The organism is Paenibacillus endophyticus, assembly GCF_014192395.1.
GTDB lineage: Bacteria > Bacillota > Bacilli > Paenibacillales > Paenibacillaceae > Pristimantibacillus > Pristimantibacillus endophyticus.
This window is the reverse complement of sequence record NZ_JACHXW010000003.1, coordinates 23,552-39,696: the sequence shown is the minus strand read 5'-3', so window position 1 is coordinate 39,696 and position 16,145 is coordinate 23,552. Positions and strand designations below refer to the sequence as shown.

The 16,145-nt window shown below is 48.3% G+C and carries 15 protein-coding genes; all 15 read left to right on the top strand.

Features of this window, described 5'->3' with window-relative positions:
• The first annotated feature begins 3 nt into the window (after positions 1–3).
• The 15 genes from FHS16_RS05650 (at position 4) to rpoD (ending at position 16,118) form a co-directional block, all read left to right on the top strand.
• A complete protein-coding gene (locus tag FHS16_RS05650) occupies positions 4–975 on the top strand; it encodes a PhoH family protein (protein WP_183560488.1) in 972 nt (323 codons plus the stop codon).
• A gap of 17 nt (positions 976–992) precedes the next feature.
• The gene (locus FHS16_RS05645) at positions 993–3,239 is read left to right on the top strand and encodes an HD family phosphohydrolase (RefSeq protein WP_183559812.1); all 2,247 of its coding nucleotides are present in this window, start codon (positions 993–995) and stop codon (positions 3,237–3,239) included.
• Positions 3,236–3,733 (top strand): rRNA maturation RNase YbeY, encoded by a 498-nt coding sequence (gene ybeY / locus FHS16_RS05640; RefSeq protein ID WP_183559810.1) that lies wholly within the window; start codon positions 3,236–3,238, stop codon positions 3,731–3,733. Before FHS16_RS05645 ends, ybeY begins: the two co-directional genes overlap by 4 nt.
• Positions 3,734–3,744: 11 nt before the next feature.
• Complete coding sequence (locus tag FHS16_RS05635; protein WP_376769654.1) at positions 3,745–4,095, top strand: diacylglycerol kinase family protein; 351 nt, start codon at positions 3,745–3,747, stop codon at positions 4,093–4,095.
• A 30-nt stretch (positions 4,096–4,125) separates the two neighbouring features.
• Positions 4,126–4,560 carry a cytidine deaminase gene (locus FHS16_RS05630; RefSeq protein WP_183559806.1) on the top strand — a complete coding sequence of 145 codons (435 nt, stop codon included), beginning with the start codon at positions 4,126–4,128 and terminating at the stop codon, positions 4,558–4,560.
• A gap of 8 nt (positions 4,561–4,568) precedes the next feature.
• Positions 4,569–5,492 (top strand): GTPase Era, encoded by a 924-nt coding sequence (gene era / locus FHS16_RS05625; protein WP_183559804.1) that lies wholly within the window; start codon positions 4,569–4,571, stop codon positions 5,490–5,492.
• A gap of 100 nt (positions 5,493–5,592) precedes the next feature.
• A complete protein-coding gene (locus tag FHS16_RS05620; protein WP_183559802.1) occupies positions 5,593–5,748 on the top strand; it encodes a YqzL family protein in 156 nt (51 codons plus the stop codon).
• Positions 5,749–5,919: 171 nt separating this feature from the next.
• Positions 5,920–6,663 (top strand): DNA repair protein RecO, encoded by a 744-nt coding sequence (gene recO, locus FHS16_RS05615; RefSeq protein WP_183559800.1) that lies wholly within the window; start codon positions 5,920–5,922, stop codon positions 6,661–6,663.
• A 153-nt stretch (positions 6,664–6,816) separates the two neighbouring features.
• Positions 6,817–8,358 carry an MDR family MFS transporter gene (locus FHS16_RS05610; protein ID WP_183559798.1) on the top strand — a complete coding sequence of 514 codons (1,542 nt, stop codon included), beginning with the start codon at positions 6,817–6,819 and terminating at the stop codon, positions 8,356–8,358.
• 360 nt (positions 8,359–8,718) lie between these two features.
• Complete coding sequence (glyQ, locus tag FHS16_RS05605) at positions 8,719–9,606, top strand: glycine--tRNA ligase subunit alpha (protein WP_183559796.1); 888 nt, start codon at positions 8,719–8,721, stop codon at positions 9,604–9,606.
• The gene (gene glyS / locus FHS16_RS05600; RefSeq protein ID WP_183559794.1) at positions 9,599–11,680 is read left to right on the top strand and encodes a glycine--tRNA ligase subunit beta; all 2,082 of its coding nucleotides are present in this window, start codon (positions 9,599–9,601) and stop codon (positions 11,678–11,680) included. The genes glyQ and glyS overlap by 8 nt, the downstream gene beginning before the upstream one ends.
• Before the next feature lie 27 nt (positions 11,681–11,707).
• Positions 11,708–12,523 (top strand): pyruvate, water dikinase regulatory protein, encoded by an 816-nt coding sequence (locus FHS16_RS05595; protein WP_183559791.1) that lies wholly within the window; start codon positions 11,708–11,710, stop codon positions 12,521–12,523.
• Positions 12,524–12,624: 101 nt separating this feature from the next.
• Positions 12,625–13,074, top strand: coding sequence for a YaiI/YqxD family protein (locus FHS16_RS05590; protein ID WP_312890796.1), 450 nt, complete (start codon positions 12,625–12,627; stop codon positions 13,072–13,074).
• Between the two features lie 41 nt (positions 13,075–13,115).
• Complete coding sequence (gene dnaG, locus FHS16_RS05585) at positions 13,116–14,969, top strand: DNA primase (protein WP_183559789.1); 1,854 nt, start codon at positions 13,116–13,118, stop codon at positions 14,967–14,969.
• 18 nt (positions 14,970–14,987) lie between these two features.
• Positions 14,988–16,118 carry an RNA polymerase sigma factor RpoD gene (gene rpoD / locus FHS16_RS05580; protein WP_053376806.1) on the top strand — a complete coding sequence of 377 codons (1,131 nt, stop codon included), beginning with the start codon at positions 14,988–14,990 and terminating at the stop codon, positions 16,116–16,118.
• Positions 16,119–16,145: the final 27 nt, after the last annotated feature.

Genomic DNA, 16,145 nt, shown 5'->3' with positions numbered 1-16,145 from the left:
TTGTTGCAAATTGAAACGAAAGTAGTCAAAATACCGCTCGGAAACGCAGCGGAAGGACTTGCCGTATTCGGACCACAGGACAATTATTTGCGCCTAGTACAAGCGCAGGTCGAATCTTCGATTTCATCGCGCGAGGCGGAAATTGTTATTTCTGGTCCATTGGAAGAAGTAGACTCATTAGAACAGCTGTTCAACGTGCTATTGCAACTCGTTCGGGGCGGTTATATGCCTTCGGAGAGAGATGTTGCTTATGCTTTGGAGCTTGCGCGAACGATGCAGGCGGAAGAATTGCTCGATTTGTTCAAGAAAGAAATTACGACGACTTTTCGCGGAAAACCGATTCGAGTGAAAACCATTGGCCAGCGCCATTATGTGAAGACGATTCGCAAGAAAGATATTGTATTTGGAATAGGCCCAGCGGGAACTGGCAAAACCTACTTAGCTGTCGTGCTTGCTGTCGCAGCGCTCAAGGAAGGCTCGGTTAAAAGAATCGTTTTGACGAGACCAGCAGTCGAAGCAGGGGAAAATCTTGGCTTTCTGCCTGGAGACCTGCAAGAAAAGGTAGATCCTTATTTACGGCCGCTATACGACGCGCTGCACGATGTGCTTGGACCGGATCAGACGGTCAAAGCATTGGAGAGAGGCATGATCGAAATCGCTCCGCTAGCCTATATGCGCGGCAGAACGCTTGACGATGCGTTTATCATATTGGACGAGGCTCAGAATACGACGCCTGAGCAAATGAAGATGTTTTTGACTAGGCTTGGTTTCGGCTCCAAAATGGTTATCACAGGCGACGTTACGCAAATCGATTTGCCGCGGGGCAAAAACTCAGGTCTGATCGAAGCGCAGCGCATTCTAAAAAATATTGAGGAAATCGGAATAATCCTTTTCTCTGAGCAGGATGTCGTTCGTCACTCACTGGTCCAAAAAATCATTGTTGCCTATAACTGGGATGCTGAAAACAAAGCCTAGAAAGGGATGTCCGCTGCATGAACCAGAACCAGACCGGAAAACAGGAAAACTTGCGGCCGTCCAAAACGGCGGGTTGGAAGCAGAGTGCAGCCGTTCGCTGGGTGCTGATGTTAATGTTTGTGCTGCTTTTCTATTTCAGCTTAGCTTCGCACCTCGTTCCTGAAACCTATGATATCGAGGAGGGCGCCGTTAGTGAGAAGGATATAAAAGCGCCCTTCCAAATAAAAGATGAAAAGGCGACGCGACAAGCGGAAGAGGATGCTGCAGAGAAAGTCGATGTCATCTATTCTATCGTACCGCTTCGAAACGAGATGCTGGTCGATCAAATTTTCGTGCGTATCGAGCAATTGAATTTGGACGATCAAGTAACTCTCCAAAATAAGATTGACATTTATAGGAATGAGATCCCAGGCCGCTATTCCGATTATATTGATACCTTCATCAAGCTCAATAAAGGCAGAGGAACGTATAATGACACGCTTCTTGAGGAAATGTCACTGATCGCGAAGGAGCAGCAATACACGATTCCAGAAGAAACCTTCTACAAAATGCCTAACCTTACAGCAGAAACCTTAACCGAGATGCGCGACGTAGCTCGGGATATTGTGCGTAAGCTAATGGTCGAGCAGTTAAGGGAGGCCGAAACCGCTCGGACACAAGTTGCTGAGCTTGTGAATGCAAGCTCGTTATCCAGCCGGACGAGCAGGGAAATCGTTCAGGAGCTGGCTAGGTTCTCGATTATGCCGAATAAGTTTCTCGATAAGGCGGCAACGGATGAAGCCAAGGTGCTGGCCAAGCAAAATACGCCTCCTGTCGTTATCAAAGAGGGAGAGCTTATCGTCAAGCGCGGCCAGACCATCACGCCTGAATTGTATAAGCTTCTAGTAGATTCGTCTTTGCTTCAGGACAAGAAAAATTACTGGCCGCAGCTTGGCCTGTTGATCATGTCGCTTATGTTTATTGTTGTGATTTATGCATTCTTGCATCAATCCGGGAGCATTAATGGAATCAAGCCTAAATATAACAATGCTTCGCTGCTGATGCTATGGCTTATCTTCCTCATCAATATTATCACGATCCAGATTATATCGTTGACGCAAACGGACGCTGCGCCATACGCAGGTTATTTGGCTCCCGCAGCGCTTGGCACGATGCTGATTACGCTACTGCTTGATATGCATCTTGCGATGATCAGCTCTATATTATTCGCGATTATGGGAAGCATTATATTAAACACGGGTCAGCATCAAATTTTCGACTTCCAATACGGTTTTGTCATTATTGTTGTCTCGTTTGCCGCAATATTCTCCATTCATCGGGCGAGTCAGCGGTCTACGATTTTGAAGGCAGGCATTATGGTCAGCATGTTTGGCTCACTCTCTGTGCTCACGATTCTGCTGCTGTCCGAGCAACTTGAGCGGGGGCCGTTTATTTACTCCGTGGCTTTCGCATTTGCAAGCGGATTAATAACAGCTGTACTTGTCATAGGCTTGATGCCTTTCTTCGAGATTACATTCGGAATATTGTCCGCGCTCAAGCTCGTTGAGTTGTCCAATCCGAATCATCCGCTGCTGCGAAAGCTGCTCACGGAAACGCCGGGCACTTATCACCACAGCGTGATGGTCGGTAACTTGTCAGAAGCGGCGGCGGAAGCGATTGGCGCAGACGGCCTGCTATGCCGAGTGGGTTCGTTTTACCATGATATTGGCAAGACCAAACGACCGAATTATTTTATCGAGAATCAGTCCAATATTGAAAACCCGCATGATACGATTGATCCGAAGCTTAGCAAATCCATCATCGTTGCTCATGCAAGGGATGGAGTCGACATGCTTAAGGGCCATAATATTCCTAAGCCAATTAGGGATATTGCGGAGCAGCACCATGGGACAACCTCGCTGAAGTTTTTCTATTACAAAGCGATTAAGCAAGCAGAGGAGCAAGGCGCAGAACCGGCTTTCACCGAAGACGAGTTCCGTTATCCCGGTCCTAAAGCGCAGTCGAAAGAAGCGGCTGTCGTTGGGATTGCGGATTGCGTAGAGGCAGCGGTGCGGAGTCTGCGAAACCCTACGGTTGAACAGGTAGAAGCGATGATCCACAAGATCATAAAAAGCAGGCTCGATGACAATCAATATAATGAATGTGATTTAACGCTGAAGGAACTCGATAAAATTGCACAATCCTTGAAAGAAAGCGTAATTGGCATATTCCATTCACGGATCGAGTATCCGGAAGATGTAAAAACAAAGGAGCGCTTGACATGAGCTTACAACTTGAATGGAGCAATGATCAGGACAAGCAGGAAATACCTGATGCTTGGATTTCCAAATTAGAGCAACTGCTTCTGCTGGCTGGGGAATCGGAAGGCATTGCAGATGGTGAAGTATCGCTAACCTTCACGAGTGATGAGGAAATTCATGAGCTTAACCGAGAATATCGCGGCATCGACCGGCCAACGGATGTATTGTCATTTGCTATGCAAGAAGAAGGCGTGGATGAGCTGGATATCATATTTGAGGTTGAGCACGAAGAGGATGCCGACCCGATCTCGGGCATGCTGGGTGATATCATTATCAGCGTGGATACCGCTCTCGCTCAAAGCGAGGAGTACGGACATTCCTTGGAGCGTGAGATTGGATTTCTTTTCGTCCACGGCTTCCTCCACCTAATCGGGTATGATCATCAGGATGATGAGACTGAAGCGGAGATGACTGCGAAACAGGAAGCCATCTTGCAGAAGGCCGGCTTGACGCGTTAATGAGGAAATTCATGGCAAGCTTAGCAGTAGCATTCTCTGGAATCGGCTTTGCGCTGCGTACGCAAAGCCACATGCGGTTTCATGCGTTCGCAGCGCTGATAGTATGCACGCTAGGGTTAATCGTTTCACTGAAACCGTTGGAATGGGCCATTATTCTGCTCGTAATCGCAATCGTTATCAGTGCGGAAATGATCAATACGGCTGTCGAACAAGCGGTTAATTTGGCTAGTCCGAGCATTCATCCGGTAGCGAAGGTAGCAAAGGATGTAGCGGCTGGAGCCGTTTTGTTCGCGGCAGCAATCTCAGCAATTATCGGGCTGCTCATCCTTGGGCCGCCCTTATGGCGTTTATTGGCCGGATAACATAAGGAGACAAGAACGGAGAGGATCAGATTGGTTTACGAAGGATTATCGGATTCCTATACTGCATTGCTGGATGCGGCAAAAGAAGCAATGGGACGCGCATACGTGCCTTACTCCAATTTCCGCGTTGGTGCAGCGCTTCTTGATGATGAAGGGAACATTCATCATGGCTGCAATATCGAGAATGCGGCATACAGCCCTACCAACTGCGCTGAGCGTACCGCTATGTTTCGGGCCGTTTCCGACGGAAAGCGGCCAGGTCAGTTCCAAGCGATTGCCGTAATTGGCAATACGGAAGGCCCGATTGCACCATGCGGCGTATGCCGACAAGTATTAGTCGAATTTTGTTCGCCGGATATGCCTGTTGTAATGGGTAATTTAAAAGGCGATTGGACGATTTCAACAGTAGCAGGCATATTGCCGGGTGCCTTTACACCGGCTTCATTAGATAACGGGGAGCGTTAAACAAACTTATGAATCAAACAACATCAAATGACCGTGACAGCAAGAAATTCCGATCTGGCTTCGTAGCCATTATCGGTCGTCCGAATGTAGGCAAATCTACGCTTATGAACCATCTTATCGGACAAAAGATCGCGATTATGTCAGATAAGCCGCAAACGACCCGCAACAAAATCCATGGTGTGTATACGACGAACGACAGCCAAATCGTATTTTTGGATACGCCTGGTATTCATAAGCCGCAATCCAAGCTGGGCAATTACATGATGCAGACTGCAGAAAGCGCACTGAGAGAAGTAGAAGCTGCGTTATTTCTAATCGACGCATCTGAGGGACTTGGCGGCGGTGACCGATTTATTATCGAGCAGCTTAAAAAGGTGAAGACTCCTGTTTTCCTTGTCATGAACAAAATTGACAAGGTGGAGCCGGAGCAGCTTTTACCGATGATTACGCAATATAATGACCTGCATGAATTTGCTGAGATCATACCGATTTCCGCTCTAAAGGGCAATAACGTAGACACGCTGCTCGAGCAGCTATCTCGTTATTTGCCGGAAGGACCGCAATACTACCCTGCGGATCAAATTACGGATCACCCGGAGCAGTTCGTATGCTCAGAGCTTATCCGCGAGAAAATCTTGCATATGACAAGGGAAGAAATTCCCCACTCAATCGCGGTTACGATCGAAGACATGCGTGTCAAAGAGAATGGCGTCGTATATATCGGAGCAGTTATTTTTGTCGAGCGTGATTCGCAAAAAGGCATAATTATCGGCAAAAAAGGCGATCTCCTGAAAGAGGTCGGAAAGCAGGCTCGCAAAGATATAGAAGCACTGCTTGGATCACGAATTTATCTGGAGCTGTGGGTGAAGGTGAAAAAAGATTGGCGCAATCAGGAACGCGTGCTGAAGGATCTGGGGTATCGACACGATTAAACAAATATGACGTAATTTGTTAAGGATAGATCGGCACGGTTTATCGCATCCTATTACCGTCTGAAGCAGCATTTCAGGGGACGGAAAGGGATGAATACGTATGCGGAATTTTTCGTGGAAGTATTTTACGTTAACCGGGGATGTCGAGTCTTTCATGCTCTACAAGGAAGTGAATCAATTTGGAGCCGACGGCAGCTCCGAAGCGACGGCAAGCGAGGATGACGAGCTCGCTGCATTAGATGCAGAGGAGATATAGAGCGAGTCATCAATGGAATTATCGTATGAACTGTTAATGACAAGAGGCACCAAGAGGATCGCCTAACAGTGGCTCACATAGCCTGAGAGGCTGATCTTTAAACGCTAAACGTAAGCTCGCAGCCATGGGACTGCGAGCTTGCGTTTCTGCTTTCAGGGGAGAGTCTGCATTATGCTGCATCGTGTTGAGGGGATTGTTATACGGAGTATGGATTACGGTGAAGGCAACAAAATCGTGACGCTGCTCACGAAAACAAATGGAAAAGCTGGAGTACTGATACGCGGCGCCAAAAAAATAAAAAGCAAGCATTCCTCGCTCGCACAACCTTTTACATATGGAGAGTTTGTTTACTTTAAAGGCAGCGGACTTGGAACGCTGAACCATGGTGAGATTATTGAATCTCACCATGTTTTGCGTGAGAAGCTTGATTTGGCCGCGTATTCATCCTACGCAGCGGAGCTTACAGACCGGTCGCTGCAGGACGATGAAGCGACCGGATTCCATTTCGAGCAGTTGAAAGCTTGCTTCACGGCGCTTCAAGACGGGAAAGATGCACAAATCGTATCGCATCTATACGAGATGCGGATATTGGATTTGTCTGGTTATGCACCAGAGATGGACGAATGCGTAAGCTGCGGAAACGTAGTAGGTCCTTTCTCGCTATCTCCGTATGCCGGGGGGATATTGTGCACCAGATGCAAAGGACGGGATCCTCATGCCGTTCCGCTAGGAGAGGGCGCTTACAAGCTGTTGCGACTATTTCGAAGAATGGACATGAGACGGCTAGGTTCCATTCAGGTTAAACCGGAAACAAAAGCTGAGCTTAAGCTATGCATGCGTAAGCTCATGGATACACATCTTGGCCTCCAACTGAAATCCAGAAATTTCCTAGACCAGCTTGATAAGCTACTATAAGCCTTCTGATGCCCAACTGGACGCGACTGGTGATTTCTAAGCCTAGAGGCGTAGAAAATACTCCTTCTTTTGCATGTTTACAGAAATATGAGGCTTGCATTATGATGGGTTAGGTTGTTTTTTGAATCGTAACTTAATGGAGGGATTTACCTGATGTCTACAGGACAAAATAGACTGGGATTTGTTGTTGCCGGGCTTTTGCTGGGCATACTCGTCGCGTCGATTGACAATACAATCGTATCGACGGCTATGGCGACCATCGTGTCCGACCTTGGCGGTTTGGACAAATACGTCTGGGTTACATCCGCTTATCTTGTGACCGAAATGGCGGGAATGCCTATTTTCGGCAAGTTGTCGGATATGTACGGAAGGAAACGTTTTTTCGTATTAGGCATTTCATTGTTTCTTCTAGGCTCGGTGCTATGCGGAACGGCTGAATCGATCACGCAGCTAACGATTTACCGCGCCATACAGGGCATCGGCGGCGGAGCAATGATGCCGATCGCTTTTGCAATCGTATTTGACATTTTCCCGGCAGAAAAACGCGGAAAAATGGGAGGCTTGTTCGGTGCCGTTTTCGGTACCTCCAGCTTGTTCGGACCGCTGGCAGGCGCTTATTTGACCGAATACATCAACTGGCGCTGGATTTTTTACATCAATGTTCCGATTGGTTTGGTTGCACTCGCTTTTATCGTTATTTATTACAAGGAATCACTTACGCATTCGAAGCAAAGAATCGATTGGTGGGGAGCTGCAACGCTCGTAGGCTCCATCGTTTGTCTCATGTTCGCGCTTGAGCTTGGAGGCGCAGAGTTTGCATGGGATTCGGTGCAAATCATTGGCTTGTTTGCTGGCTTTGCTGTGCTTCTTGGCATATTCTTGTTTGTGGAAACAAAGGCTTCTGAACCGATTATTTCATTCCAAATGTTCAAGCAGCGTTTGTTTGCTTCAAGCACGGGTGCCGGCTTGTTTTATGGAGCAGCATTCATTACGGCTGCGCTGTACATTCCGATGTTCGTCCAGGGTGTATTCGGAGGTACGGCGGTGAGCGCGGGACTTACGCTGCTTCCAATGACACTCGGGTCCGTGTTTGCCGCGCAGCTTGGCGGGTTTCTTGCTAATAAAATGCCGTATCGAAACGTAATGATCATATCTGCTGTGATTTTTATTGCGGGCATTTTCTTGCTATCGACGATTACGCCTGATACGACTCGTTTTATGCTTTCCCTGTACATGTTCTTAACCGGCTTCGGGATTGGCTTCTCTTTCTCTGTTCTTGGCATGTCGTCCATTCATGGCTTCGATATGCGTCAACGTGGAAGTGCTACCTCGACGATGTCTTTCGTCCGTTCGCTGGGCATGACGGTAGGCATCACGATTTTTGGAATTATCCAGCGCAATCATTTCACGAGTGGGATGACCGAAGCATTTGCCGGAGGAGAAGGCCCTGGCCAAATGACAGAGAATGCGCGCGAGCTGCTGTCGCCGGAGAAAAGAGCTGAGATTCCACCGGCCGTAATGGACAAAATCGTAGCAGCATTGTCTGATTCGGTATCGGCAACATTCCTTTGGTCGCTTGTTCCAGCCGTTCTGGCCCTCGTATGTGTCCTCTTTATGGGTCGTGCGGGCATGAAGGACATTATTGGCAAGCAAGCTGGCAGCAGTCCGGTGAAGGAAGGCGCTCATACGCACTAGGCTTTAACTACCGAAGCCATAGTACGTTTGACATTTGCCAGAAAGAAGCATAAAATTATGCAATATGAATATTGGGCAGTGATGGAGAGAGTAATCGTTTGATGTCGACAAGCTTAGCGAGCCGGGAAAAGTGAAAGCCTGGATGGACATTGCGATGAAAAGGCACTCTGGAGCCGTATCGAACAAAGAGGGTTTGTCCATAAGGGGCTAACCAAGTAGGGTGGAACCGCGGGATTACAACTCTCGTCCCTACGTCTGGCAGCAGACGTAGGGACGGGAGTTTTTTGCGTACCTGCGCTGCTGTCCTTAAGTGAGGCTAGCTTGTTTACTTACAACAGACGAAGAAGGAGAGGGTCAGTCATGAATTTTCAGAAAATGATTTTGACATTGCAGCAATTCTGGGCCGAACAAAACTGTATATTGGTGCAGCCTTATGATGTAGAGAAGGGTGCGGGAACGATGAATCCCATGACATTCCTGCGTTCCATCGGTCCTGAGCCTTGGAATGTAGCTTACGTGGAGCCGTCCCGCCGCCCGGCAGACGGTCGTTACGGGGAGAATCCGAATCGCTTGTACCAGCATCATCAATTTCAAGTTATTTTGAAGCCTTCGCCAGACAATATCCAAGAGCTTTATCTGGAGAGTCTGAAGCAGCTCGGCATCGACGCGAATGACCATGATATTCGCTTTGTTGAGGATAACTGGGAATCGCCAACGCTTGGTGCTTGGGGCTTAGGCTGGGAAGTGTGGCTAGATGGCATGGAAATTACGCAATTCACGTATTTCCAACAGGTTGGCGGCATTGACGCGAATCCGGTTGCCGTTGAGATTACTTATGGCATGGAGCGTCTTGCTTCCTACATTCAAGAAAAAGAAAATGTGTTCGATCTGGAATGGGTGGAGGGCGTAACGTACGGAGACGTCTTTAAGCAGCCGGAATATGAACATTCCAAATATACGTTCGAGACTTCGGATACGGCTATGTTATTTTCGTTGTTCAATATGTACGAGGAAGAAGCGAAAAAAACGATGGAGCATAAGCTCGTATTTCCGGCTTACGATTACGTGTTGAAATGCTCGCATACCTTCAATCTGCTCGATGCTCGCGGAGCGATCAGCGTGACGGAAAGAACGGGCTACATCACAAGGGTCAGAAATTTGGCGCGTGCCTGTGCATCGACTTACTACGAGGAGAGAGAACGTCTAGGATTCCCGTTGCTGAAGAAAGGAGTGGAGCAGCATGACTAAAGATTTGTTGCTTGAGATTGGACTAGAGGAAGTACCTGCCCGTTTTGTACGCGGTGCGATGAATCAGCTGAAGGACAAGACGGTGAAGTGGCTTGCGGATTCCCGTATTGAGCATGGTGCAGTTCATGTATATGCGACGCCTCGCCGCATTGCTGTTCACATTCTGGAAGTAGCCGAGAAGCAGACCGATATGAACGAGGAAGCGAAGGGGCCGTCCCGCAAAATTGCCCAGGATGACCAAGGCAATTGGAGTAAAGCGGCGCTCGGCTTTGCACGCAGCCAAGGCGTTCCGCCTGAGCAGCTGTATTTCCAGGAGCTTGCAGGAGTGGAATACGTATATGCAACGAAAAGCAGTATCGGTACACAAACGGCAGCCGTACTGCCTGAAGGTTTGCTGTCATTGATTACGTCGATGTCCTTTCCGAAAAACATGCGCTGGGGAAGCCATGAGCTTAAGTTTGTAAGACCGATTCGCTGGCTTGTCGCATTGTTCGGTCAAGATGTCATTCCGTTTGAGATAACAGGTGTACAAACCGGCAACGTTACGCGCGGCCATCGTTTTCTTGGCGAGGAAACAACCGTTCAAGAGCCCTCGCTTTATGTGGAGCGCTTGCGTGCCCAGCATGTTATCGTTGACGTGAGCGAGCGGGAAACGCTGATCGTAGATCAAATCAACCAGCTTGCCAAAGATAAGAGCTGGGAAATTGCCATCAAAGAAGACTTGCTAGAGGAAGTGCTGTTCTTGGTTGAATATCCGAACGTGCTATTCGGCGGTTTCGATCCAGCGTTCCTGAACATCCCGCAGGAGGTGTTGATTACATCCATGCGCGAGCACCAGCGGTACTTCCCCGTATTTAATGGAGAAGGCGAGCTGCAGCCGTTTTTTGTAACGGTTCGCAATGGTGATCTGAAGTCGATAGAACTCGTAGCCAAAGGAAACGAGAAGGTGCTTCGGGCAAGACTTTCCGATGCGAAGTTTTTCTACGAGGAAGACCATAAGCTGACGATTGAGCATGCTCTGTCCAAGCTTGAGAATATCGTCTATCATGAGGAGCTGGGCTCAGTTGCGGATAAAGTAAGGCGCATCCGCGCTACGGCCGATCTAATAAGCAAGCATTTGGGGATGGCTGAACAGCAATCACAAGATATCAGCCGTGCGGCAGATATTTGCAAATTCGATCTGGTTTCGCAAATGGTCTATGAATTCCCCGAGCTGCAGGGCATTATGGGCGAAGATTACGCACGGAAAGCAGGAGAGCGACAATCGGTGGCGAAAGCCATTAATGAGCATTACCAGCCACGTTTTGCCGGCGATCTGGCTCCCTCGGAATTGACAGGCGCTATCGTCAGCTTGGCTGATAAAATCGATACGATTGTCGGCTGCTTCTCCATCGGAATTATTCCGACCGGCTCGCAGGATCCTTACGCACTTCGCAGGCAAGCAGCAGGCATCGTTCAGATAATATTGTCACATGGCTTGAAGCTGCATCTTAACGACCTATATGCTGCTGCTTTGTCCGTCCACGAGAGCCGCGGCTTGAAACGCCCTGCTGAAGATATAAGCAAAGACTTGTCGGATTTCTTCGCGCTTCGAGTCAAAAATGTACTTTCCGAGCAAGGGGTTCGTTATGATGTGATTGACGCGGTCATGGCCTCTGGCTTTGTAGATTTAAAGTCAACGATTGAGCGTGCCAGCGTTGTTCAAGCATTGGCTGCGGGCGAAGACCGCAATGAATTCAAGCTGACTGTCGAGCAATTCAACCGTGTAAGCAACCTAGGCTCCAAAGCAGCGTCGAAAAACGTGGATTCCGCGTTGTTCAGCGAACAGGTGGAAACGGACTTGCACGAGAAGTGGGTCCAGCTGCACCCGGCGATTACAGAAGCAATCGCACTCGGCGATATTTCCAAAGCCGTTCATACCTTGTCAGCACTGAAGCCTTATATTCATTCGTATTTCGAGAATGTAATGGTCATGGCACCTGATGAGGCCGTTCGCGCTAACCGATTGTCTACCCTTGCAGGCATTGCCGAGGATATTGCCGTCATCGCGGATTTTTCTAAGCTGGTTTGGTAATTGATGTAGTCAGGAGGATGAAGGATCATGTCACGTTTAAATCCCGAAGTAATCGTCTATGTCGTATCCGATGCGGCTGGTGATACGGGTGAGCTTGTCGTGCGTGCGGCAATCGCTCAATTTCACCCGCTTCATACGGAAATTCGCCGAGCTCCGTTTATTACAGAGGAACATGGCTTGCAGCGTATTATTATGCAGGCTAAGGAAGTCGATGCAATCGTGATCTACACGCTAGTCATTCCGCATCTCCGCGACTGCATGAAAAAACTTGCCGATGAGCATGGCGTAAAGGCTATCGATTTATTGGGCTCATTCATAGAAACGCTTGAACTGCGCACCGGCCGCAAATCACGTCAAGAGCCGGGTCTTAACCATGTGCTTGACGCGGACTACTTCCGTAAGGTGGAGGCGGTCGAATTCGCAGTTAAATATGATGACGCGAGGGATACTTCAGGCGTTCTCAAAGCAGATATCGTATTGGTAGGCGTATCCCGAACGTCCAAAACGCCTTTGTCGATGTATCTCGCTCATCAAAAATACAAGGTTGCCAACGTGCCGCTTGTGCCGGAGCTCAAGCCGCCGGATGAACTGTTTAAAATTCCGAAGCGGAAAGTAATCGGACTAACAATCGGCGTTCCCTATCTGAATACGATCAGGAAGGAAAGGCTTAAAGCATTAGGTCTGCCAAATAATGCATCCTATGCGACGCCGGACCGTATTGAAAAAGAGCTTCTTTATGCCGATAATATTATGAAGCAGCTTGGGTGCGTTATTATTGACGTCTCGCATCGGGCAGTCGAAGAAACCGCCAGCTTGATTATGGAATATGTACGGATGCCATAACAGCAGGCGGCAGGATTTTTTGCAGTTATGCCGTATATAATAGTATAGGAAAAGAATACGAAACTGAGCGGTGATCACCTATTCGGATAGAGAAGCCTATTATTGTGGTTGACGCAGATGCATGCCCGGTAAAAGCAGAAATAGGCGAAACGGCCAGAGCCTTCTCCGTTCCGGTGCTGATGGTTGCTTCTCATGACCACAGGCTTGAGCCGCAGCAAGGCGTAGATATCGTTCAGGTCGACCGGAGCAATCAATCCGTCGATCTGTATATCGTTAACCATATCGCGCGTGGAGATATCGTGGTTACGCAGGATTTCGGCTTGGCATGCATCGCTATCGGCAAAGGAGCAATCGTATTGTCTCCGCGAGGGGAAGAATATACGAACGACAACATCGATTATTTGATGGAGCGAAGGCATGAGCTTGCTAAACGCCGCCGAACTGGCGGCAAAACAAGAGGGCCTAAAGCGATGAATAACGATGATCGTGATCGATTTCAACAAAAGTTGACAAAAGTTTTGCGAAATGAGCAGGAGAACCATGACGTATAGCGAATATTATTTACGTGTTACTAGGATGAAGGTGATGAACGATGACATACGGTAATAAAATACCGGAGGAGATCATTGATGCGGTTCGCAAGCATTATGACATCGTAGAGACGGTCGGGAAATACGTTCATCTCACGAAGCACGGCAAATATATGAAGGGGTTATGTCCGTTCCATTCGGAGAAGACTCCCTCGTTTACAGTTACGCCGGAGCTCCAAATTTACCATTGCTATGGCTGCGGGAAAGGCGGCAACGTCATTCGCTTCTATGAGGAAATGGAAGGTTATTCTTTTCCCGAAGCCGTTCGCTTGCTAGCGCTCGATGCGGGAATGCCCATAACATGGGGCTCTCCCGAAGGAAGCAAAGCCACTCCGCATGATGCAGACCGAGCCAAAATTATTGAAGCGCATGAGCTTACTATTAAGCTTTATCATCATGTGCTCAATAATACAAAGCAGGGTCAGGCCGCTAAGCAATATTTGCGGGAGCGGAATCTCAGTGATAAGCTAATCGATCATTTTATGCTCGGTTACGCGCCTGAGGAATGGGACTTGCTTGCTCGGTTTTTGACGAATCGGGGCTTCGACTTAGCACTGATGGAAAAAGGCGGGTTGCTCTCGGCGAAAGCTGACGGGAGTGGATATGTGGACCGGTTTCGTAATCGCATTATGTTTCCGATTTGGGATCGAGACGGCAAAGCTTCCGCGTTTGCGGGTCGCATTATAGGCGAAGGACAGCCGAAATACTTGAATACCTCGGAGACGATGCTGTTTACGAAAAGCAGAACACTTTACAACCTGCACAATGCGCGCCCTGCTATTCGCAAGAGCAAGCAGGTCGTATTGTTTGAAGGTTACATGGATGTCATTAAGTCATGGAGTGCAGGTGTCAAAAACGGCATTGCGACCATGGGAACGGCTTTGACCGAAGAGCATTGCGCTATTCTCAAGCGTCAAGCCGAGGAAGTGATCATCTGCTACGACGGTGACGATGCAGGACAAGCAGCAGCGCACAAATCAATTCCGATGCTGGAAGGCGCGGGTTTGAAAGTGTCGGTGGCGATGCTTCCGAAAGGCAAGGATCCCGACGATTATATAAGTGAATATGGCCCGGAAGCATTCCTGCGGGATACGATGGACCAGCCGGTATCGGTAACAAAATTTAAGCTTATATATTCAAGGAAAAACCATATACTGCTAAAAGAAGAAGGTAGAAAGAACTATCTGCTCGAAGCGGTACAAATTGTTGCGGAGCTTGATTCATCAACAGAACGCGAGGTCTACTTAAAGGAAATATCCCGTGAGTTCGATATCTCCCTTGACGCCTTGAAGCAGGACTGTCACCAAATTAGACTAGAGCTGCAAAAAAAGAAACCGCAAGGGGATAATAACGACAATTCGTGGAATAATGGTAGGAATGAAAAGCCCCGAAAGTCTGGACCGCCTACTCTAATGCCCGCTTATACGCATGCAGAACGAAGGTTGCTGCATGTCATGATGCGGGATAGGGAAGTTGCACAAGCGGTTCATGAACGTTTAGGCGATGCGTTTAATGTAGAGGATCACGCAGCTCTTGCTGCTTATTTATACGCTTATTTTGCTCAAGGCTACGATCCGGATGCGAGTCGTTTCATCGCAACGCTGCTCGATGATCGATTGGAGCGCACAGCAGCATCGATTCTGATGATGGACAGTGACTTTCCATTCGACGATACGACGATGAACGCTTATATTCAAGACATCCTAAAGGTTCCGCAGTACCTAGATATTGATCGTAAGAAAGAAGAAATGGTGCGCGCTGAGCGTACCGGAGATTTTCTGGCAGCAGCACAAATAGCAAGTGAGATTATAACCCTAGAGAGACAGCTTAAAGGTCGACAGGAAGATCGTTTCTAGGGGGGAGGGAGTCGGAATATGGCGAATGATCAACATACTGAACTAGACACCGAACAAAAACTGGATCATGTGAAGGATCAGTTGATTGAACAAGGCAAGAAGAGGTCATCTTTGACGTATAAAGAAATTATGGATAAGTTGGCTCCGTTCGATCAGGATCCTGAACAAATTGATGAATTTTTCGAACAGCTCGATGATTTTGGGATTGAGGTACTGAACGAAAACGATGAAGAAAATCCACTCGCTGCCCAAGGGGAAGAGCAAGAGCGTGAGCAGGATGACTTTAATTTCGATGATGATCTTGCATTGCCGCCAGGCATTAAAATTAATGATCCTGTACGGATGTATTTAAAAGAAATCGGTCGGGTTCCGCTTCTTTCTGCGGATGACGAGGTCGAGCTTGCACAGCGTATCGAGAATGGCGACGAAGAGGCTAAACGTAGATTGGCTGAGGCAAACCTGCGGTTAGTCGTTAGTATCGCGAAGCGGTACGTAGGCCGTGGAATGCTTTTCCTCGATTTGATCCAAGAGGGCAATATGGGCTTGATCAAAGCTGTCGAGAAGTTTGACCATCAGAAGGGCTTCAAATTCAGTACGTATGCGACATGGTGGATTCGTCAGGCGATTACTCGCGCGATAGCTGACCAAGCGCGTACGATTCGGATTCCTGTTCATATGGTGGAAACCATCAACAAATTAATTCGGGTATCCCGTCAATTGCTGCAAGAGCTTGGGCGTGAACCGACGCCAGAGGAAATTGCTGCCGAGATGGAGCTAAGTACGGAAAAAGTTCGGGAAATCATGAAAATAGCGCAAGAGCCAGTATCGCTTGAAACGCCAATCGGGGAAGAAGACGATTCTCATCTGGGAGACTTCATTGAGGATCAAGAAGCGCTTGCTCCTGCTGATGCAGCAGCTTATGAGCTTCTCAAGGAACAGCTTGAGGATGTGCTGGACACCTTGACCGAACGTGAGGAGAACGTTTTGCGTCTTCGTTTTGGACTTGATGACGGCCGTACGAGAACGCTTGAAGAAGTAGGCAAGGTTTTTGGCGTGACTCGTGAGCGTATCCGCCAAATTGAAGCCAAAGCACTGCGCAAGCTTCGCCATCCGAGCCGCAGCAAGCGGTTGAAGGATTTCCTTGAATAAATACGATATGTTTGGGATATTGACCTT